Source organism: Amycolatopsis sp. WAC 04169 (genome assembly GCF_003947535.1).
Taxonomy (GTDB): Bacteria; Actinomycetota; Actinomycetes; order Mycobacteriales; family Pseudonocardiaceae; genus Amycolatopsis; species Amycolatopsis keratiniphila.
The window spans coordinates 93,124-112,345 of the sequence record NZ_QHJI01000003.1 but is presented as its reverse complement, the minus strand read 5'-3'; the positions used below and the strand labels follow the sequence as shown (position 1 = coordinate 112,345).

The 19,222-nt window shown below is 69.4% G+C and carries 19 protein-coding genes; 12 read left to right on the top strand and 7 right to left on the bottom strand.

Annotation, left to right across the window (positions count from 1 at the left end; all coding sequences use genetic code 11):
* Positions 1-14 precede the first annotated feature (14 nt).
* On the top strand, positions 15-1,529 hold the full coding sequence (gene miaB, locus DMC61_RS08685) for a tRNA (N6-isopentenyl adenosine(37)-C2)-methylthiotransferase MiaB (protein ID WP_016332724.1): 1,515 nt from the start codon (positions 15-17) through the stop codon (positions 1,527-1,529).
* Entirely contained in the window at positions 1,526-1,987 is a 462-nt protein-coding gene (locus DMC61_RS08680) for a hypothetical protein (RefSeq protein WP_063275009.1), read from the top strand. Before miaB ends, DMC61_RS08680 begins: the two co-directional genes overlap by 4 nt.
* On the opposite strand, the gene DMC61_RS08675 is transcribed toward DMC61_RS08680, so the two are convergent.
* Both DMC61_RS08675 and DMC61_RS08670 read right to left on the bottom strand, forming a co-directional pair.
* A complete protein-coding gene (locus DMC61_RS08675) occupies positions 1,984-2,436 on the bottom strand; it encodes a hypothetical protein (protein ID WP_125688294.1) in 453 nt (150 codons plus the stop codon). The two genes, DMC61_RS08680 and DMC61_RS08675, sit on opposite strands and share 4 nt — an antisense overlap.
* A 173-nt stretch (positions 2,437-2,609) precedes the next feature.
* Entirely contained in the window at positions 2,610-3,923 is a 1,314-nt protein-coding gene (locus tag DMC61_RS08670; protein ID WP_063275011.1) for a DUF349 domain-containing protein, read from the bottom strand.
* A 235-nt stretch (positions 3,924-4,158) separates the two neighbouring features.
* Between DMC61_RS08670 and DMC61_RS08665 the strand changes: the two genes are divergently transcribed.
* Genes DMC61_RS08665 through dapF form a run of 3 tightly spaced genes read left to right on the top strand, consistent with a single transcriptional unit; the run spans position 4,159 to position 6,579 of the window.
* Positions 4,159-4,845 (top strand): class III extradiol dioxygenase subunit B-like domain-containing protein, encoded by a 687-nt coding sequence (locus DMC61_RS08665; RefSeq protein WP_125688292.1) that lies wholly within the window; start codon positions 4,159-4,161, stop codon positions 4,843-4,845.
* Positions 4,842-5,744, top strand: a complete 903-nt coding sequence (miaA, locus tag DMC61_RS08660; RefSeq protein WP_125688290.1) for a tRNA (adenosine(37)-N6)-dimethylallyltransferase MiaA — start codon at positions 4,842-4,844, stop codon at positions 5,742-5,744. Before DMC61_RS08665 ends, miaA begins: the two co-directional genes overlap by 4 nt.
* A 10-nt stretch (positions 5,745-5,754) precedes the next feature.
* Positions 5,755-6,579 (top strand): diaminopimelate epimerase, encoded by an 825-nt coding sequence (gene dapF / locus DMC61_RS08655; RefSeq protein WP_125688288.1) that lies wholly within the window; start codon positions 5,755-5,757, stop codon positions 6,577-6,579.
* Here the strand turns inward: dapF and DMC61_RS08650 are convergent.
* Positions 6,576-7,820, bottom strand: coding sequence for an MFS transporter (locus DMC61_RS08650; RefSeq protein ID WP_125688286.1), 1,245 nt, complete (start codon positions 7,818-7,820; stop codon positions 6,576-6,578). The genes dapF and DMC61_RS08650 overlap by 4 nt on opposite strands.
* A gap of 61 nt (positions 7,821-7,881) precedes the next feature.
* Between DMC61_RS08650 and DMC61_RS08645 the strand changes: the two genes are divergently transcribed.
* From DMC61_RS08645 to DMC61_RS08635, 3 genes are all read left to right on the top strand, one after another.
* Positions 7,882-8,379 (top strand): transcriptional regulator, encoded by a 498-nt coding sequence (locus DMC61_RS08645; RefSeq protein ID WP_016332732.1) that lies wholly within the window; start codon positions 7,882-7,884, stop codon positions 8,377-8,379.
* A 43-nt stretch (positions 8,380-8,422) separates the two neighbouring features.
* Positions 8,423-9,856: a GTPase HflX gene (hflX, locus tag DMC61_RS08640; RefSeq protein WP_016332733.1), complete on the top strand. Its 1,434-nt coding sequence runs from the start codon at positions 8,423-8,425 to the stop codon at positions 9,854-9,856.
* A 204-nt stretch (positions 9,857-10,060) separates the two neighbouring features.
* On the top strand, positions 10,061-11,074 hold the full coding sequence (locus DMC61_RS08635; RefSeq protein ID WP_125688284.1) for a hypothetical protein: 1,014 nt from the start codon (positions 10,061-10,063) through the stop codon (positions 11,072-11,074).
* A 186-nt stretch (positions 11,075-11,260) separates the two neighbouring features.
* On the opposite strand, the gene lexA is transcribed toward DMC61_RS08635, so the two are convergent.
* Positions 11,261-11,977, bottom strand: coding sequence for a transcriptional repressor LexA (lexA, locus tag DMC61_RS08630; protein ID WP_037343289.1), 717 nt, complete (start codon positions 11,975-11,977; stop codon positions 11,261-11,263).
* A 318-nt stretch (positions 11,978-12,295) separates the two neighbouring features.
* On the opposite strand from lexA, the gene DMC61_RS41575 reads away from it, so the two are divergent.
* The 4 genes from DMC61_RS41575 (at position 12,296) to DMC61_RS08610 (ending at position 17,162) form a co-directional block, all read left to right on the top strand.
* Positions 12,296-12,790, top strand: coding sequence for a LysM peptidoglycan-binding domain-containing protein (locus tag DMC61_RS41575; RefSeq protein ID WP_233594736.1), 495 nt, complete (start codon positions 12,296-12,298; stop codon positions 12,788-12,790).
* 301 nt (positions 12,791-13,091) lie between these two features.
* A complete protein-coding gene (nrdR, locus tag DMC61_RS08620) occupies positions 13,092-13,580 on the top strand; it encodes a transcriptional regulator NrdR (protein ID WP_034311932.1) in 489 nt (162 codons plus the stop codon).
* A 34-nt stretch (positions 13,581-13,614) separates the two neighbouring features.
* Positions 13,615-16,431, top strand: coding sequence for a vitamin B12-dependent ribonucleotide reductase (locus tag DMC61_RS08615; protein WP_125688282.1), 2,817 nt, complete (start codon positions 13,615-13,617; stop codon positions 16,429-16,431).
* 80 nt (positions 16,432-16,511) lie between these two features.
* Positions 16,512-17,162 carry a hypothetical protein gene (locus tag DMC61_RS08610; RefSeq protein ID WP_125688280.1) on the top strand — a complete coding sequence of 217 codons (651 nt, stop codon included), beginning with the start codon at positions 16,512-16,514 and terminating at the stop codon, positions 17,160-17,162.
* On the opposite strand, the gene DMC61_RS08605 is transcribed toward DMC61_RS08610, so the two are convergent.
* From DMC61_RS08605 to DMC61_RS08595, 3 genes are read right to left on the bottom strand one after another with little or no spacing between them, the layout of a single operon-like run.
* On the bottom strand, positions 17,150-17,506 hold the full coding sequence (locus DMC61_RS08605; protein ID WP_125688278.1) for a DoxX family protein: 357 nt from the start codon (positions 17,504-17,506) through the stop codon (positions 17,150-17,152). The two genes, DMC61_RS08610 and DMC61_RS08605, sit on opposite strands and share 13 nt — an antisense overlap.
* A gap of 39 nt (positions 17,507-17,545) precedes the next feature.
* Positions 17,546-18,595 (bottom strand): DUF2293 domain-containing protein, encoded by a 1,050-nt coding sequence (locus DMC61_RS08600; protein ID WP_125688276.1) that lies wholly within the window; start codon positions 18,593-18,595, stop codon positions 17,546-17,548.
* A gap of 18 nt (positions 18,596-18,613) precedes the next feature.
* Entirely contained in the window at positions 18,614-19,213 is a 600-nt protein-coding gene (locus DMC61_RS08595; RefSeq protein WP_125688274.1) for an ABATE domain-containing protein, read from the bottom strand.
* Between the last annotated feature and the right edge of the window lie 9 nt (positions 19,214-19,222).

Genomic DNA, 19,222 nt, shown 5'->3' with positions numbered 1-19,222 from the left:
GGGTCGATCGTGCCATGGAACCCCGCCCGCGTACCCTCGAAGGCGAGATGAGCGCGCGCACTTACCAGATCCGCACCTTCGGCTGCCAGATGAACGTGCATGACTCCGAACGTCTTGCCGGGCAGCTCGAGGACGCCGGCTACGTTCCGGGTGACGGCGAGGCCACACCCGACCTGATCGTGTTCAACACCTGCGCGGTGCGGGAGAACGCGGACAACAAGCTGTACGGCACCCTCGGCCATCTGCGCCCGCAGAAGACCGCGAAGCCGGACATGCAGATCGCCGTCGGCGGCTGCCTCGCGCAGAAGGACCGCGGCGAGATCGTCAAGCGCGCGCCCTGGGTGGACGTCGTCTTCGGCACGCACAACATCGGTTCGCTGCCGACGCTGCTGGAGCGCGCGCGGCATAACGCCGAAGCCGAGGTCGAGATCCTCGAATCGCTCGAGACCTTCCCTTCGACGCTCCCGGCGAAGCGCGACTCGGCGTACGCGGGCTGGGTGTCGATTTCGGTCGGCTGCAACAACACCTGCACCTTCTGCATCGTCCCGGCGCTGCGCGGCAAGGAACGCGACCGCCGTCCCGGTGAGATCCTGGCCGAGGTCGAGGCGCTCGTCGCCGAAGGCGTGCTGGAAGTGACCCTGCTCGGCCAGAACGTGAACTCCTACGGCGTCGAATTCGGCGACCGGCTCGCGTTCGGGAAGCTGCTGCGCGCCTGCGGTTCGGTGGACGGGCTGGAGCGCGTCCGGTTCACCTCGCCGCATCCGGCGGCGTTCACCGAGGACGTCATCGACGCGATGGCCGAGACCCCGAACGTGTGCCACCAGCTGCACATGCCGCTGCAGTCCGGTTCGGACCGGGTGCTGCGCGAGATGAAGCGGTCGTACCGGTCGGCGCGCTACCTCAAGCTCCTCGACCGCGTGCGCGAGTCCATGCCCGACGCCGCGATCACCACCGACATCATCGTCGGCTTCCCCGGCGAGACCGAGGAAGACTTCCAGGCGACGCTCGACGTCGTCGCGCAGGCGCGGTTCTCCAGCGCGTTCACCTTCCAGTACTCGATCCGGCCGGGCACGCCCGCCGCCGAGATGGACGGGCAGCTGCCGAAGGAGGTCGTGCAGGAGCGCTACGAGCGGCTCGTGAAACTGCAGAACGACATCTCCTGGGACGAGAACAAGAAGATCGTCGGACGGCGGGTCGAGCTGCTGGTGGCCTCCGGCGAGGGCCGCAAGGACACCGAGACGCAGCGGATGAGCGGCCGCGCCCGTGACGGCAGGCTCGTCCACTTCACGCCGACGGGGCCGCTGGTGGACCGCTCGGTGCGGCCCGGCGACGTCGTCGAGACCGTGGTGACCTACGGCGCGCCGCACCACCTCGTCGCCGACGGCGACCTGCTTTCGCACCGCCGCACCAAGGCGGGCGACAACTCCGAGGCCGGGCTGCGGCCGAAGACCAACGGCGTGACGCTGGGCCTGCCGGGCTTCGGCGCCCCGGCCGTCACGCCGGAACCGGTGAGCGGGTGTGCACTGTGACCGAACCGAAGATCGACGAACTCGCCGCCGAGATCGACGAGGTCGGTGAGCGCGCGGCCAAGACGATCGAGCTGGGCAGGCGCGGATTCACCATCGCCGTCCTGGTGTTCGTGCTGCTGATCGCCCAGCTGCTGCCCTGGGTCGGCGAGCACGCCGGCTGGGAGGTGCTGCTCGGCCGGGGCGGCGGGATCCCGCAGCTGTTCGCCGCGACCTCCACCGGGATCGGGGTGTTCGTCGGCGCCGTCACGCTGGTGACCCGGCGCTGGTGGCTGGCCTGGGTCTGCGCCGCGGGCGGCTGGTTCGCCTCCGTCGACGGGATGCTCGCGATCTGGTCACAGCAGTCCTCGAACGCGACCGGCGCGGCCGGTGGCGGTCCGGGCTTCGGGCTGATCGTCGCCTGGATCGCCACCGTCGCGCTGGCCATCTACTGGATGCGTGCGGCCTTCTCCCGCAGCTAGCCGACCCGAAGGGTGAGGTTGCTGGACGTGTAGGCGCTCGCGTAGAGCGTCGTTTCCGGGTGGTAGGCCCTCAGCGTGACCACCGCGCTGAAGGAGAAGCTCAGCTTCAACGAGAACGTCGAGTTCGGCCGGCAGGTGGTGTCGGCGATGTTCACCCACACGCTGCCCTGAAGCTGCTGCACGATGATCGCTTCGAGGCTGTCCGTCCCGTCGGCGCCTTCCGCGGCTTGCAGCGTCCCTTTGAGCGTGACCTTTTCGTTGACCTTGACCTGCTTCTTGCTGAGCGAGGCGTCGAGTTTGACCTTCTTCTTGCCCGCTTCGGCGGAGACCGGGGCCGGTGCCGGGGCGGCCGTCGCCGACGCGGCCGGCGCGAGCCCGGCCACCAGAGCACAACTGATCGCCAGGGCGGCGAACGCCCGGCGTACTGGGGGAATCAGTGTCTGGTTCATGATCGAAGTCGACCACGGTTGAGCGCGGAGAGCGCTCGAATACGCACGAAGGTGCTAGCCATCCCTCCACAGTGGAGTGACGCGCGTGCCCGCCCGCGAACGCCATGAAAGGTCCTTTCCTTGCAAAATTTGCAAGGAAAGGACCTTTCATGGCACTACAGAAGGCGGAAGACCTACCGGTCCGCGATGGCCGCTTCCGCCGCTTCGAGCCACTCACGCCACTGCGCGGCCTGCTCGTCCGCCTTCTTCGCGCGCCGCTCGTCGCCCGCCGCACGGGCCTTGGCCGCCTGCGACTCGAACTGCTCGACCCGCTCGCGGAACTGCGCCGCCCTGGCCTGCGCCTCCGGGTCGGTCCGCCGCCACTTGCTGTCCTCGGCCGACTTGATCGCGTCCTGAACGGCCTTCAGCCGCCCGTCCAGCTCGCGGATGCGCTCGCGCGGGACCTTGCCGATCTCGTCCCACTGGTCCTGGATGCGGCGCATGTGCTGCTTCGCCGCCTCCAGGTTCGCCGCGGGGTCGATCTTCTCGGCCTCGACGAGGAGTTCTTCCTTCTGCTGCGCGTTGGTCGCGAACTCGGCGTCCCGCTCGGAGAACACCGCGGACCGCCGGGCGAAGAACTTGTCCTGCGCGGCGCGGAACCGCTGCCAGAGCGCCTCGTCGCTGTCCTTGGGGGCGCGTCCGGCGGCCTTCCACTCGGTCATCAGGTCCTTGTAGCGACCCGCCGTCTCGCCCCAGTCCGACGACTCCGAGAGCGATTCCGCCTCGGCGATCAGCTCTTCCTTGCGGTGCTTGGCGCCCGCGCGCTGCTTGTCGAGCTCGGCGAAATGCGAGCCGCGGCGGCGGTTGAACGCCTCACGGGCCTTGGAGAACCGCTTCCACAGCTCGTCGTCGGTCTTGCGGTCGACGCCCTTGACGGTCTTCCACTCGTCCAGGATCGCGCGCAGGCGGTCTCCGGCGGCCTTCCACTGCGTCGACTCGGCGGCGAGCTTCTCGGCCTCGTCGGCGAGGGCCTGCTTGCGGACGACGGCGGCCGCGCGGGCCTCCTCACGCTCCTGCTTGGCCGAGGCCAGCGCCTTCTCGGCGTGGGCGATGACCTGCTCGATGCGGCCGCTCAGCGCGGCGATGTCGCCGACGACGGCGGCTTCGGCGAGGCCGTCACGCAGCTGCGTGGCCGTCGCCAGCGCGTGCTTCGGGTCGCCCGCGCCGGACTCCAGCCGGGTCTCCAGCAGCTCGACCTCGGTGCGCAGGTCGTCGAAGCGGCGCGCGTAGTGGAGCAGACCCTCGTCCGGGCTCCCGGCCTGCCAGACACCGACCGCGCGCTCGCCGTCGGGTGTGGTGACGTAGACCGTTCCTTCTTCGTCGACCCTGCCCCAAGCGGACGGGCTGGGCTCGGCGGGCGGCACGGGGGGTGCGGGATGCCCGCCACCGAGCGCGTGCGGTACCGGGTGCGGTGCCGGGGTACCGGTGGACGTGTTCTCCTGGGCCATCGCAGGCTCCTTATCGCCTGTACGCCCGCTGGCGCGGGCGCCCCGCCTAGCGGCGGGGCCGGGTAATGCGTTGCCGTCTTGCTTCCGGGGCATCAGCCCCTTGCGGCATTCAAGCAGCTCAGCGTCCACCGTGGAACCGGATGAACCACCAGAGGGCAGTGATCCTACTTCCGGAGGACCCTCCGTGTCGGTCGGTTGCGGGTCGTGGATGGCGGGGAAGGTAACGTCGGCGGCCGTGATCCGCCGTGTCGCCGTGCTCCCGCAACCCCCGCTGCTCATCCCCGAACTGGCCGCCGGAGCGGCCGACGAGTGCGCCGAGCTGCGCGAAGCCTGCCTCGCCGCGGCGAGGCGCCTGACCAGTGCCTCACCGGACTGGGTCGTCGTCGGCGCGGCCGCCGGTGCCCCCGAAGTGCCGGAACACGCGAGCGGCTCTTTCCGCGGTTTCGGCGTCGACCTCGGAGTCTCACTCAGCCGGGTGACGGCGCCCGAAACCGAGCTGCCGTTGCCCGCCCTCGTCGCCGGCTGGCTTCGTGAGCAGGCCGGCGCGTCCTCCGTCCGAGTCCATCTCGTGGATCCCGCCACCCCCTCCGACCAGTGCGAACAGTTCGCCCGAGCGGTAGGGGACCACCCCGCCGTGCTCGTTCTCGGCGACGGTTCGAGCAGGCACGGCCCCCGTTCCCCCGGCGGCGAGGACGCGCGCGCGGAAGGGTTCGACGCCGGCATCCGCGACGCGCTGGCCAAGGCCGACACGGGAGCGCTGGCCGCGCTCGACCCCGCCCTGGCCACCGAGCTCGGGGCCGGCGGCCGCGCGCCCTGGCAGGTCCTCGCCGGCCTGGCGGACGGCGACTGGACCGCCGAGGTCCTCTACTCGGCCGCGCCGTTCGGCGTCGGCTACCACGTCGCGGTCTGGGACCACGCGTGATCCGGCCGGTCGCGGTCGTCGGACCCACGGCGACCGGGAAGACCGCACTGGCGGTCGAACTCGCCCTCACCCTCGGGGGTGAGGTCGTCAACGCCGACGCGCTGCAGCTCTACCGCGGGATGGACATCGGGACGGCCAAGGCGACCGTCGAAGAGCGGCGCGGCGTGCCGCATCACCTGCTCGACGTCCTCGACGTCACCGAGACGGCGTCCGTCGCCGCCTATCAGCGCGATGCGCGTCAGCGCGTCGAAGAACTCCTCGACGCCGGCCGTGTGCCGATCCTCACCGGCGGGTCGGGCCTCTACGTCCAAGCCGTGCTCGACGACCTCAAATTCCCGGGCACCGATCCGGATGTGCGCGCCCGGCTGACCGCCGAGACCGACGAAATCGGCGTCCCCGCGATGCACGCCCGGCTCGCGGAACTGGACCCCGTCGCCGCCACGGCCATCCTGCCGACCAACAGCCGCCGGATCGTGCGCGCGCTGGAGGTCATCGAGATCACCGGCGAACCGTTCTCGGCGAATCTGCCGAAACCGGGGCCCGCGCGCTACGACACGGTTTTGATCGGCATCGACCGCGAACCGGCGGAACTCGACGCCCGCGTCGACCGCCGCGTGGAGCTCATGTTCGAAGCCGGGCTCGTCGACGAGGTCCGGACGTTGCTGGGCCAAGGACTCCGTGACGGGCTCACCGCATCGAGGGCGCTGGGCTACCAACAGGTGATCGCCGAACTCGATGGCGACGGTGACTTCGCGGCCGCGTCGGCGGCCACCGCACAGGCCACCCGGAGGTTCGTGCGGAGGCAACGTTCCTGGTTCCGGCGGGACAAGCGCATCCGGTGGTTCGACGGCGGTTCGGAGCGGCTGGCCGAGCGCGTCCTCGAAGCGGTGGCCCAGTAATCTTGGCGCCATGGGCGGCATCGAATTCCTCAAGGGACACGGCACACAGAACGATTTCGTGCTGCTTCCCGACCCCGACGGCCGCCTCGATCTGACCGAAGCGCGGGTGGCCGCGTTGTGCGACCGTCAGCGCGGTCTCGGCGCCGATGGTGTGCTCCGGATCGTGCGGTCGGCCGCACTGGGTGCCGAGTCCGGCGGCGAATGGTTCATGGACTACCGCAACGCCGACGGGTCCATCGCGGAGATGTGCGGCAACGGCGTCCGCGTCTTCGTCCGCCACCTGGTCGACTCCGGGCTCGTGTCCGAACGCGACTTCGTCATCGGCACCCGCGCCGGAGACCGGCCGGTGCGGATGCACGCCGACGGCTCGGTGACCGTGCAGATGGGTCCGGCGACGATCACCGGCACGTCGGTCACCGTGGTCGCGGGCAAGCCGTTCTCCGGGGTCGCGGTGAACGTCGGCAACCCGCACCTGGTGTCGGTCGTCGAGGACGACGTCGACGTGCTCGACCTGCGTGACCAGCCCGACTTCGACTCCGACGTGTTCCCCGACGGCGTGAACCTCGAGTTCATCAACCTGCTGGGCGAGGACGCGCTGAAGATGCGCGTCCACGAACGCGGCGTCGGCGAGACGCGGTCCTGCGGCACCGGCACGGTCGCCGCGGTCGCCGCCGCCCTGCACCTCGCGGGCACCGACACCGGTGAGGCGACCGTCGACATCCCCGGCGGCCGTGTGGTGGTCGAGGTCCGCCGCGGCGGGTCCACGCTGACCGGCCCGGCGGAGATCGTCGCCCGCGGGGAACTCGACGAAACCTGGTGGGCCGGGCTCGGTTAGCCGACCGCGATCGGCTCCTTCGGAAGGTCGCGAAGCTTCCGGATCGGCGAGAAGACCACCCACAGCAGCGCGGCCGTCTGACCGATCATCGCGAACCACACGGTGGCGCGGATCCCGATCGCCTCCCCGAGCGCGCCGCCGAGCAGGCCGCCCAGCGGCAGCATGCCCCAGACGATGAACCGCACGCTCGCGTTCATCCGTCCGAGTAGCCGGTCCGGGCAGACGGCCTGCCGGTAGGACACCTGCGCGACGTTGTAGATGATGATCCCGAAGCCCGTGAAGAGCAGCGCCCCGGGAATCAGCGCGACCATCCAGCCGGGCTCCGCCAGCGGGATCAGCAGTTGCAGCGGCCAGGTCAGCAGCGGTACCAGCCAGATCGACCGTGCCTGCCCGAGCCGCGCCGTGATCCTGCCCGCGACGACGGCGTCGAGGATCCCGCCGACGCCACCGATCGCGAGAACGATGCCGACGGCGGCCGGCGGCAGCCCCAGCGTCCGGTTCAGGAACAGGATCTGCACCGCGGTGAAGGCGCCGTTGAACAGGTTGCACGTCCCGGTGCAGGCGACGATCGAGCGCAGCGCGGGGTCTTTGAAGACGAACCGCAGCCCCTCGGCGATCTGGGGGAGCAGCTTCGCATCCTCGTTTCGCTCGGGAACCTCCTCGACGGTGCGGATCCGCAGCAGGCACAGCGCCGAGGTCAGGAAGCCCACGCCGGTCATCAGCACGGCGTTGGCGGCGCCCGCCAGCTGCACGAGCCCGCCGCCGATGCCCGGACCGGTCAGGAACGCGACCGACTGGCTCGCCTGGAGTTTCGCGTTGCCTTCGAGGAGGTGCTCGCGGCCGACCAGCGACGGCAGATACGACTGGTAGGCGACGTCGAAGAACACCGTCGCGACGCCGACGAGCGTGGCGACGATGATCAGCTGCGTCAGCGACAGGACCCCCGCCCACCACGCCAGCGGAATGCTGAAGAGCAGCGCGGCGCGCACGAAGTCGGCCCGCAGCATCAAGACCCGGCGTCGCATCCGGTCGACCCACACCCCGGCGGGCAGCCCGATGATCAGGAACGCGATGGTCTCGGCCGCGGTCAGCAGCCCCATCTCGAACGGGGTCGCGGCCAGCACGGTGGCCGCGAGCAGGGGAATCACGGTGTGACCGGCGAAGGCGCCTACCTGGCTGGCCGTGTCGCCCGCCCAGAGCCGCCGGAAGTCCGCGTGGAAGAAGAGGGAGTCTCTGCGCACGACGCCACCTTGGCGTGAGTGATTGGAAACTGTCAATCACTTATCGCTCTAGGCTGTCCCGGTGCCCACTCCACGACGCGCCGCCACCGAGGCCGAGATCGCCGCGATGGCCTCCGGAATAAGGCTGCGCATCATCCGGTTGACCTACTCCGAGGCGCTGACCAACAAGGAACTCGCCGAACGGCTCGATCGCGACCCGGCGACGACGCTGCACCATGTTCGGAAGCTCGTCGACACGGGGTTCCTCGAAGCGCTCCCGCCGCGACGCGGCACGCGCGGTGCGAAAGAAATTCCGTATCGCTCGACCGGGTTGTCATGGCATCTTGATTCCCGCGACAGGGGGATCGATCAGGCGATCTTCGAGGCATATCTGGCCGAGATCGCCGATGTGGGATTCGACGAGGTGCAGCAGACGCGCCTGGTCGTCCAGGTGCCCGACGAGCAGATCACCGAGTTCGAAACGCGGCTGATGGAGCTCGTCGACGACTTCATGGCACGGCCGGTCGACCCGGAAGCGAAACGCACGGCCATCTACCTGTCGAAGTATCCCAGCAGGTAATGAATTCGGTCCCGCCGCCGAAACGTGGGACCATGGAGGCACGATGACGGAACTGACACACAACGATCTGAACGACATGGACCCTTCGACCGGCGAACTGGAGCTCGAGGACCGCGCCTCGCTCCGCCGGGTAGCGGGCCTGTCCACCGAACTCGCGGATGTCACCGAGGTCGAATACCGGCAGTTGCGCCTGGAGCGCGTCGTTCTGGTCGGTGTGTGGACCGAGGGCAGCGCCCTCCAGTCCGAGGCCTCGCTCGCCGAACTCGCCCGGCTCGCCGAAACGGCGGGCTCCGAGGTGCTGGAAGGCCTGGTGCAGCGGCGGATCCGCCCGGATCCCGCCACCTACATCGGCTCGGGCAAGGTCAAGGAACTGCGCGGGATCGTGGCGGCCACCGGTGCCGACACGGTGATCTGCGACGGTGAACTCTCGCCCGGTCAGCTGCGTCAGCTGGAGGAGAAGGTCAAGGTGAAGGTCATCGACCGCACCGCCCTGATCCTCGACATCTTCGCGCAGCACGCCCGCTCCAAGGAGGGCAAGGCGCAGGTCGAGCTGGCTCAGCTGCAGTACCTGATTCCGCGGCTTCGCGGGTGGGGTGCGGCGCTGTCCCGGCAGGCCGGTGGCCGGGCGGGCGGCGCCAACGGTGGTGTGGGTCTGCGCGGTCCCGGTGAGACGAAGCTCGAAACCGACCGCCGCCGGATCAACAAGCGCGTGGCGAAGCTGCGCCGCGAGATCGCCGCGATGGACACCATCCGCGAGACCAAACGCGGTCGCCGGGTGGCCAACGAGGTGCCGAGCGTCGCGATCGTCGGCTACACCAACGCCGGCAAGTCGAGCCTGCTCAACGCGCTGACCGGCGCCGGGGTGCTGGTCGAGGACGCGCTGTTCGCCACGCTGGATCCGACGACCCGGCGGGCGCAGACGCCCGACGGCCGCACCTACACGCTGACCGACACCGTCGGTTTCGTCCGGCACCTGCCGCACCAGCTGGTGGACGCGTTCCGGTCGACGCTGGAGGAGGCGGCGAGCGCCGACCTGCTCGTGCACGTCGTCGACGGTTCCGACCCGACGCCGGAAGAGCAGGTCAACGCGGTGCGTGAAGTGCTCGCCGAGATCACGAAGCGCCGTTCCGAGCCGCTCCCGCCGGAGCTGCTGGTGATCAACAAGGCCGACGCCGCCGACGAGGTGTCGCTGGCCCGGTTGCGGCACCAGATGGCCGGTTCGGTGCAGGTGTCGGCGCGGACCGGTACCGGCATCACGGAGCTGGCCGAGGTGATCGCGGAGCGGCTGCCGAGGCCGGAGGTCGTGGTCGAGGTGCTGATCCCGTACTCGCGGGGCGAACTCGTCTCCCGCGCCCACGCCGACGGCGAGGTGCTGGAGGAAGAGCACGTCGAGACCGGTACCCGGCTGGTCGTCCGCGGCAGGCCTGAGCTGGCCGCGGCGCTGAGCGACTTCCAGACGAACGGCTCGGCTCTGTAGGCAAGTACGTGAAGGCCCCCTTCATCGCGTTGGACGCGGTGAAGGGGGCCTTCACGTACCCAGGCGCGTCGGGGCACCGCGGCCGGTCGCTGGAAGTGGCCTTCGCGACATTCCGCCGCATCTCGGCGTCCGCACCGAACTGCGCGCCGTCCCGCACGTCTCCGTAGTGTGGGGCTTCAGGGGTTCCACGGTACGGAGGTGGATGTGCGGGGGATTGTCGCGGCGGCGGTCGTGCTGGCGGCGTTCATCGGCGGGACGGCTCCCGCCCTGGCGCAGGGGGCGCCGGCGCCGCAGCCGGTGTGCAAGAACGGCGAATCCCGGCTCAGCGAGCTCTCCGGTCTGGTTTCCGACGGCGAGCACCTGTACGCCCTCAACGACGGCGGGACCAAGACGCAGGTCTTCGTGCTCGGCCGCGACTGCAAGGTCCAGAAGGTCATTTCGGCGGCCACGGACCCGTACGACCCCGAAGACCTCGCCCGGACGGCGGACGGCACCTTCTGGCTTTCCGACACCGGCGACAACCGCAAGCGGCGGGACACGGTCGCGCTGATCTCGCTGACGCCGCAAGGCAAAGCGACGCTGCACCGGCTCACCTACCCCGACGGGCAGCACGACGTCGAGGCGCTGATCATGGACCGCTCCGGCACGCCGTACCTGATCACCAAAGACTTCTTCGGCAACTCGAAGGTGTACCGGCCGACAGGGCCGCTCGCCAGTCCCGGGCCGACCCCGCTGGAGAGCGTGGGGTCATTGCAGATCAAAGAGACCTCGACACCCGGCGGACCCGCCGGATCGATCGGCTCGATGACCGTCACCGGCGCGGCGTCGACGGCCGACGGCTCGGTGGTCGCGTTGCGCACCTACACCGACGCCTACCTCTACGCCGTCACCGACGGAGACCTCAAGAGCGCGCTGCAGCGCGAGCCCGTACGCGTGCCCCTGCCGAATGAGAAACAGGGTGAGGCGATCGCCTTCGACCCGGACGGGACCCTGCTGTCCGGCGGGGAGGGCGTCGGCGAGCAGATCCGGTCGGTGAAGGGCGCGGCGGCACTCGCGGTGGACGCGGCGAAATCCGAGGGCAGCACGTCGGGCGGGACCTCCGCGGCCGGTGGCACGGGCCAGGGATCCGACTTCCCGTACGTGCAGGCCGGTATCGCCGCGGTCGTCGTGATCGGCGGCCTGCTCCTGGTCGGCAGACTCCGCAAACGCCGAGCCTGACCGAAGCTTGCCGGGTCTGAACTGCATTTACAGCGCGCTGACGAAAACGTTCCGCAGGGTGCCTCGTGATCAACCGGTCGCCGGCGGAGCAGGCACCCTGCAAAACGTTTCCGTGGGCCTCCGGCCGAAAGCGGGCGCGCGCGTGGTCTCGGACGACCCGGGATCCCGGCGTGCTCCGGCTCCGGGCTACAGCCTGCGAAGAACGGCGACGACCTTGCCGAGGATCGTGGCGTCGTCACCCGGGATGGGCTCGTACGCCTCGTTGTGCGGCATCAGCCAGATGTGGCCGTCCTTGCGCTTGAACGTCTTGACCGTCGCTTCGCCGTCGATCATCGCCGCCACGATCTCGCCCGGGTCCGCCGTGGGCTGCTGGCGCACGACGACCCAGTCGCCGTCGGTGATCGCGGCGTCGACCATCGAGTCACCGGTGACGCTGAGCAGGAACAGCTCACCCTCGCCGACGATCTCCCTCGGCAACGGGAAGACGTCTTCGATCGCCTGCTCCGCCAGCACCGGGCCACCGGCCGCGATCCGGCCGACGAGCGGTACGTACGCGGCCTTCGCGGCCGACTGCGGCTGCTCGACGTCGATGCCCATCGGGTTGTCGTCCGTCGTGGCGAGCACCCCCACCGCACGCGGGCGGTTCGGGTCGCGTCGCAGATAACCTTTGCGCTGCAGGGCCTGCAACTGGTGCGACACCGACGAAGTCGAGGTCAGCCCGACCGCCTCGCCGATCTCACGCACACTCGGCGGGTAGCCGAACCGGCTCACCCACAGTTTGATCACGTCGAGCACCTGCTGCTGCCGCACGGTCAGGGTCTCGTCCACCTCGTAGACCTCGGGCAAGGCGCGCACCTTGCCCGAGCCCCTAGGCGCGTTCCCCGCCTTGCTCTCCTTAGCCACCGTCTCGCTCCTTCATCTCCTGCGTCGCCTCCCAGTACGTCCGGTCGCCCGGACCGACTTCGCGTGTCTTCGCCGGTGGAGGACGATCTTCCCCGCCCACGGCATCGGCGGCGTCCGCGCAGCAGACGCCCTGGTCAACGACGTTAGCCCGCCGGGACGACGATTTCAAACATCTGTTCGATGGACACGCCGTGTCGCTCGATTTTTGTCGGTGGGAGGTGGTACACATTCGCACGGGCGTTCGATAGAACGCGTGTTCGATCTTGATGCCGGGTCCCGGCCCGGCGGCGAGTGCAGCAGGACTGCGAGGAGGTTCCGATGTCGATTCTGGCCGATCGAGGACTGGTGCGGCCCAGTTCCCCCGGGTCCGTTCCGGCAGGGGCGACCAGGCCCGTGCGGGTGGTGCGGGGCAGGCGTGCCGAGCCCCTGCGTCCGCCGACCAGGGCGCGGGTCGTGGCGGGCCGCCGCCCCGGCGTCGCCACCGTCGCCCCGGCGTGCCCGGCGCCGCGGCGGCTCCCGCTCAGGTGGCCCTCGCTCGCCGGGATGGCCTTGCTCGTCGCCGGGGTTGTCACCGGATTGGGTCTGTTCTTGGCCGGTGCTCCCGGCGTCGCGGTACCCGAACGGACCACCACGGTGTCCGTTTCCGCGGGCGAGACGCTGACGGATCTCGCGGCGCGATTCGCGCCAGGCAGTGACACGGGCGCGGTCGTCGCCAGGATCAAGGAGCTCAACTCCCTGGAAAACGCCGTCCTCGTGCCCGGGCTGCCGCTCACGGTCCCCGTCGCGGCAGAGGTCGCGGAAGGCGGGAGGTGATCCCGGAGGGTGCTCTCACCCGTCGTGGGTGAGCTCCTCTTTCGTGTCTGATCGACCCGCCCGTTGCGCTTGCGTGCGTCCGACCAGCGATCTAGTCTCCACCGCTATATGTAGTAGTTACATGGCTGTAGTTGGTCCATAGCTTGGGGTAGACTCGGTACCAGTTGTCCACAGCTGGCCGGTGTTCACCCACCGGATGTCCACAGATCGATCCACATGTCGATCTTTTCCGTCGTTGCGTGGCGACGGGGGCGGGCGTCCACTCGGGACCGGCCGGCGCGGAGGGGAAGGTGATCGGCGGATGAGGTGCCCGTTCTGCCGGCATGCGGACTCTCGGGTCGTCGACTCCCGAGAGGTGGATGAGGGTCAGGCGATCCGGCGGAGGCGCTCCTGCGCTGCTTGCGGCCGGCGCTTCACCACTTCGGAGACGATGGTGCTCGCCGTCGTCAAACGATCCGGGGTCACCGAGCAGTTCAGCCGGGACAAGGTGGTCCGGGGGGTGCGCCGCGCCTGCCAGGGCAGGCCGGTCGACGACGACGCGTTGCAGCAGCTCGCGCAGCGGGTCGAGGAGTCGATCCGGTCGGCGGGGCTGGCGGAGATCCCGAGTCACGAGGTCGGCCTGGCGATCCTGGGCCCCCTGCGCGAACTCGACGGCGTCGCCTATCTCCGGTTCGCCAGTGTCTACCGCTCCTTCTCCTCGGTCGAGGACTTCGAGAAGGAGATCTCGGACCTCCGCGAGGCCATGGCTGCCACACCGGACGAGAGCGATCAAGACGCGAAAGACGGCTGATGCCGCCTCCCGCGTGGGAGTGAGGGATAGACCCATGACCGAGACCGTGGGAACAGGCAACCCGGCCACAGCGCGGACGAACGGGAAGAAGAAGCAGGCGGGCGGGCTCACCGTGCGCCGCGTCTTCACCACCGAGGGCGTCCACCCGTACGACCAGGTCACCTGGGAGAACCGGGACGTCGTGATGACGAACTGGCGCGACGGCACGGTCAACTTCGAGCAACGCGGTGTCGAGTTCCCCGGCTTCTGGTCGGTCAACGCGACGAACATCGTCACGAGCAAGTACTTCCGCGGTGCCGTGGGCACGCCGCAGCGCGAGCAGAGCCTGAAGCAACTGATCGACCGCGTCGTCCACTCCTACGTCAACGCAGGCCGCGAACACGGCTACTTCGCGAGCCCCGCCGACGCCGAGGTCTTCGAGCACGAGCTGACCTGGATGCTGCTGCACCAGGTGTTCAGCTTCAACTCGCCGGTCTGGTTCAACGTCGGCACGACGTCGAAGCAGCAGGTCAGCGCCTGCTTCATCCTCGCGGTCGACGACACCATGGAGTCGATCCTCAACTGGTACCGCGAAGAGGGCCTGATCTTCAAGGGCGGTTCCGGTGCCGGGCTGAACCTCTCCCGCATCCGCTCCTCGCGTGAGCTGCTGTCCTCCGGCGGCACCGCGTCCGGCCCGGTCTCCTTCATGCGCGGCGCCGACGCCTCCGCGGGCACCATCAAATCCGGTGGCGCCACCCGGCGCGCGGCGAAGATGGTCGTGCTCGACGTCGACCACCCGGACGTCGAGGAGTTCGTGCAGACCAAGGCCCGCGAAGAGGAGAAGATCAAGGTCCTCCGCGACGCCGGGTTCGACATGGACCTTTCCGGCTCGGACATCGCCTCCGTCCAGTACCAGAACGCGAACAACTCGGTCCGTGTCTCCGACGAGTTCATGCAGGCCGTCGAGACCGAGGGCGACTTCGGCCTGCGCTCGCGGACCACCGGTGAGGTCATCGACCGGGTCGACGCCAAGAAGCTGTTCCGCACCATCGCGCAGGCCGCCTGGGAATGCGCCGACCCGGGGCTGCAGTACGACGACACGATCAACGACTGGCACACCTGCCCCGAATCGGGCCGGATCACCGCGTCCAACCCGTGTTCGGAGTACATGCACCTGGACAACTCCAGCTGCAACCTGGCCTCGCTGAACCTGCTCAAGTTCGCCACCGAGGACGGCGGTTTCGACGCGCCGCTGTTCGCGAAGGCCGTCGAGCTGGTCATCACCGCGATGGACATCTCGATCTGCTTCGCCGACTTCCCGACCGAGGCGATCGGCGACACCACTCGCAAGTTCCGTCAGCTGGGCATCGGATACGCGAACCTCGGCGCGCTGCTGATGGCGCTCGGGCACGCGTACGACTCCGACGGCGGCCGCGCGCTCGCCGCCGCGATCACGTCGCTGATGACCGGCGTCTCGTACCGGCGTTCCGCGGAACTCGCCGCGGTCGTCGGACCGTATGAGGGTTACGCGCGCAACGCCGAGGCGCACCAGCGGGTCATGCGCAAGCACGCCGCCGCCAACGAACTGGTGCGGACCTACCACTCGAACGACGCCGCGGTCCGCGCGCTCGCGACCCAGGAATGGAAGCACGGCATCGAGCTGGGCGAGAAGAGCGGCTGGCGTAACGCGCAGGCCTCCGTGCTCGCGCCCACCGGCACCATCGGCTTCATGATGGACTGCGACACGACCGGCATCGAGCCGGACTTCTCGCTGGTCAAGTTCAAGAAGCTGGTCGGCGGCGGCTCGATGCAGATCGTGAACCAGACGATCCCGCGCGCGCTGGCCGCGCTCGGCTACCAGGGCGAGCAGATCGAAGCGATCGTCGAGTACATCGCCCAGCACGGCCACGTCGTCGACGCCCCCGGCCTGCGCCAGGAGCACTACGAGGTGTTCGACTGCGCGGTGGGGGAGCGGTCCATCGCGCCGATGGGGCACGTCCGGATGATGGCCGCGGTGCAGCCGTTCCTCTCGGGCGCGATCTCCAAGACGGTCAACATGCCGGAGTCGGCGACCGTCGAAGAGGTCGAGGAGATCTACTTCCAGGGCTGGAAGTACGGCCTCAAGGCGCTCGCGATCTACCGCGACAACTGCAAGGTCGGCCAGCCGCTGTCCAGCGGCAAGAAGGAGAAGGCCGAGCCCGAGGCCGAAAAGGTCGTCGAATACCGGCCGGTCCGCAAGCGCCTGCCCAAGAAGCGCCCGAGCCAGACGGTGTCGTTCACCGTCGGCGGCGCCGAGGGCTACCTGCACGCCGGTTCGTACCCGGACGACGGCCTCGGCGAGATCTTCGTGAAGCTCGGCAAGCAGGGATCGACCCTCTCGGGCGTGATGGACGCGTTCTCGATGTCGATCTCCGTCGGCCTGCAGCACGGGATCCCGCTGGAGTTCTACGTTTCGAAGTTCTCCAACCTGCGCTTCGAGCCCGCCGGCATGACCGACGACCCGGACATCCGGATCGCCACCAGCGTCATGGACTACCTGTTCCGCAGGCTGGCGCTGGACTACCTGCCGTACGAGAAGCGTTCGCAGCTCGGCATCTTCACCGCCGACGAACGTTCGGCACAGGTCGAGGCGAGCTACGGCGGCGCACCCGCCGCGGAACCGGAAAACGTCGACATCGACGCCCTCCGGTCCACTGTGGACTCTTCGTCCGCGGAGCCCGCCAAGGTCGCGCACTCGACGGCGGAACTCGTGGAGCTGAACCTGGGCACCGCTTCTGACGCGCCGCTCTGCATGACCTGCGGCACGAAGATGCGGCCCGCCGGTTCTTGCTACGCCTGCGAAGGGTGCGGAGCGACCTCCGGCTGCAGCTAGGTCACAGCGAATGTCATGAAAGGGCCGTTCAGGACGATATATGTCCTGAACGACCCTTTCATGACACCGGAGGCGCGTGCGTGACCATCGTTGATCCTTTCGGCACACTCAAGCAAGCGCTCTGGATCTGCGGCGGTCAATGGGCGGGCAAGTCCACCGTCTCCCGTCTGCTCGCCCGCCGCCACGGCATCACCGTCTACCACTACGACTTCCACGACGCCCGCGCCCATCAGGACCGTCGCATCGCCCACCGCGTCCGGAACGGTTCGCCCGCCGAGGATGCCGACCCCGACACCGTGTGGGTCGAGCCCACACCCGAACGGATGGCCGCCGACACGATCGCCGGTTTCCCGCTGCGGTTCGAATGGGCTCTGGACGATCTGCGCGCGCTGGTGTCCGGGCGCCCGATCCTCGCCGAGGGCTGGGGGTTGCGCCCGGAACTGGTCGCGCCTCTCCTGGATTCACCCCGGCGGATGATCGTGCTGGTACCCACGGACGAGTTCCGTGAGCATCAGCTGCGGGTGCTGCCCCGTGCCGCCGCGATGGCGCAGCGGGTCAGCGATCCCGAGCGCGCGCAGCGCAACCGGGTCGCGCGAGACCGGCTTGTCGCCGAGGACGCCGTCCGGACCGCGAAGGGGCTCGGTATCCGGGTGCTGTGGGTCGACGGCTCGAAGGACGCCGAGGCGGTCGCGGACGTCGTCGCCGAGCACTTCGGTCCCTACCTGGCCTGAGCGAGATCCAAGACCAGGGTGACCGCGGCCAGCGCGAGGAGACCGCCCGGGGCGGCGATGTTGCCGAAAACGCGGGCTCGCACGTGGACGACTACCGCGCCGAGGTAGAACAGCACGAGCCCGGCGGCCCCCGCGATCCCGAGGTGCGGCACCCCGAGGAGGCCGAGGATGAGGCCCGCCGCACCCGCGGCCTTCACCAGTCCGAGGGGCACGAGCCAGGAGCGGGGTATGTCGACGGCGGCGGAGTTGTCGAGGACGAACGGGGCATACGCGAAATCGGCGATCGCGGCCCCGGCGGTGAGCACGATCGTCACCAGCGCCACGATGAGATATGCGGTGAACATGACCCCTGGACGAGCCCCGCGCCCGGAACGTGACAGCGGTCAGGAACGCCAGCGTTCGAGCACCGCGTCGATGGTCGGCCGGATGCGGTCGCGGGCGGCCTGGCGTTCCACGCCCGCCATGAGGAGGTCGTCGTACTCGGTGTCCAGATGCCGGATCGAGGCGACGACGGCGAGGAACACCGCTCGTTCGGCCAGTTCCCGCCCGGCGGCGGACCGGCCCACCCGGCCGCTGCCGCGCAGACCGGCGTGTTCGGCGATGGCGCGTGCCCGCTCCGGCGGGCAGCCGGGGAACAGTTCGATGATCGCGGCGTGGAACCGGGCGGTGAACTCGACGTCTTCGTGAGCGCGGCGTTCGCGGTCGCGGTCGCGACGCCGTTCCCGGACGTCCTCGTCGGCGAGGCATTGGTCCTCGGCGTCGCGCAGTGCCGCTTCTTCGACCAGGATCCCTTGCCGCTCATGACGTTTCCGGGACCGGTTGAACTTGGTGACGACGGCGGAAAGCCGGCTCGCCTTCTTCGCCCGGCGGGTCAGGGTGGCGTCGCCGGAGGGCAGGAAGACCAGGTGACCGAGGTCGGCGCAGTCGAGGCAATGCGGCTTTTCGTTCTCCAGGAATTGCAGATCGCCGGTGCCGCCGCAGTCGGCGCAGGTCCAATCCCGGAGTGCCACCGAAACGACGAGGTCGGGTGCTTTCCGTTGCCGGGCCTCGACTTGCGCTCGTTTGGCTTCGGACAGGCCCGGCATGATCCAGTGCGTCCGGAACAGCGGTTCGAGACCGGCGAGTTCGCCGGAGGTCACTCGCAGGGCCGCCCGGTCCCGGGTCGCGCCGACGTGCTCGATCTCCGACCCTTCGAGATCGTTCGCCGCGACCCAGCGTTGCAGGGCACCGAGCGCGAAGGTCAGCTTCTCCGGCGTCACCGGCAGCGCCGTCGACAGGTCGGGGATCCGGCCGCGCTGCCAGGCGTCGACGACGTTCTCCGAGAGCCAGCCGATGCCGGTGAGGATGCCGAGCGCGGTCACCGACTTCTTTTTGGCCAGCAGCTTTTCCGCCGTCTCGACGACGCGTTGCTCCAGTTTCGCTTCACCCTGCATCGCCGGGAATCCTAGCGATCACGCGGTTTCGGTGCGGGCCCGGTACGCCCGGATCTTGGCGCGGTTGCCGCAGCGCTCCATCGAGCACCAGCGGCGGTTGCCCGATCGCGAGGTGTCGAAGAACAGCAGGTAGCAGTCGCTCGCGGAACACTCGCGGACGCGTCCGGAGCGTTCGCCCGCGACCAGACCGATGGCGTCGCGGGCGACGGCGCCGAGGAGTTGCTTCCCGGTGACGGGCGGCGCCCAGGCGAGCCGCCGTGTCTCCGGGTCGACGAGTGGCCTCGGGGTGGCTTCGGTTGCGCTGTTCAGCACGGCGAGGTCGCCGGCCGACGGAGTTTCGCCCCGGGCGAGGGCGGGTGCGACGCGGTAGAGCGTGTCCCGCAGTTCCTTGAGCGCGGTGAGTTCGGCGGGCCGGATCCGGACGTCGGTCAGGGGAGCGGTCAGCGCCAGCCGGGAGCCGGTGAACCAGTCGGCGAGGGCGGACGGCGTATGCGCGATCTCGTAGCGCTCGTACGGGCCGGGGCCGCCGGTCAGCATGAGTTCGAGGCTGAGGCTGCCTGGATCGAAGCGGTACCGCTCACCCTGGGCGTTGACGAGCAGTCTTGTTCCCGGAGTCATGTAACCACT

Excerpts from the sequence above, each read along its gene's own strand:
- miaB (WP_016332724.1), top strand. The coding sequence starts at position 15 with ATGGAACCCCGCCCGCGTACCCTCGAAGGCGAGATGAGCGCGCGCACT.
- DMC61_RS08675 (WP_125688294.1), bottom strand. The coding sequence starts at position 2,436 with ATGAACCAGACACTGATTCCCCCAGTACGCCGGGCGTTCGCCGCCCTG.
- DMC61_RS08670 (WP_063275011.1), bottom strand. The coding sequence starts at position 3,923 with ATGGCCCAGGAGAACACGTCCACCGGTACCCCGGCACCGCACCCGGTA.
- dapF (WP_125688288.1), top strand. The coding sequence starts at position 5,755 with ATGGGCGGCATCGAATTCCTCAAGGGACACGGCACACAGAACGATTTC.
- hflX (WP_016332733.1), top strand. The coding sequence starts at position 8,423 with ATGACGGAACTGACACACAACGATCTGAACGACATGGACCCTTCGACC.
- DMC61_RS41575 (WP_233594736.1), top strand. The coding sequence starts at position 12,296 with ATGTCGATTCTGGCCGATCGAGGACTGGTGCGGCCCAGTTCCCCCGGG.
- nrdR (WP_034311932.1), top strand. The coding sequence starts at position 13,092 with ATGAGGTGCCCGTTCTGCCGGCATGCGGACTCTCGGGTCGTCGACTCC.
- DMC61_RS08615 (WP_125688282.1), top strand. The coding sequence starts at position 13,615 with ATGACCGAGACCGTGGGAACAGGCAACCCGGCCACAGCGCGGACGAAC.
- DMC61_RS08605 (WP_125688278.1), bottom strand. The coding sequence starts at position 17,506 with ATGTTCACCGCATATCTCATCGTGGCGCTGGTGACGATCGTGCTCACC.
- DMC61_RS08600 (WP_125688276.1), bottom strand. The coding sequence starts at position 18,595 with ATGCAGGGTGAAGCGAAACTGGAGCAACGCGTCGTCGAGACGGCGGAA.
- DMC61_RS08595 (WP_125688274.1), bottom strand. The coding sequence starts at position 19,213 with ATGACTCCGGGAACAAGACTGCTCGTCAACGCCCAGGGTGAGCGGTAC.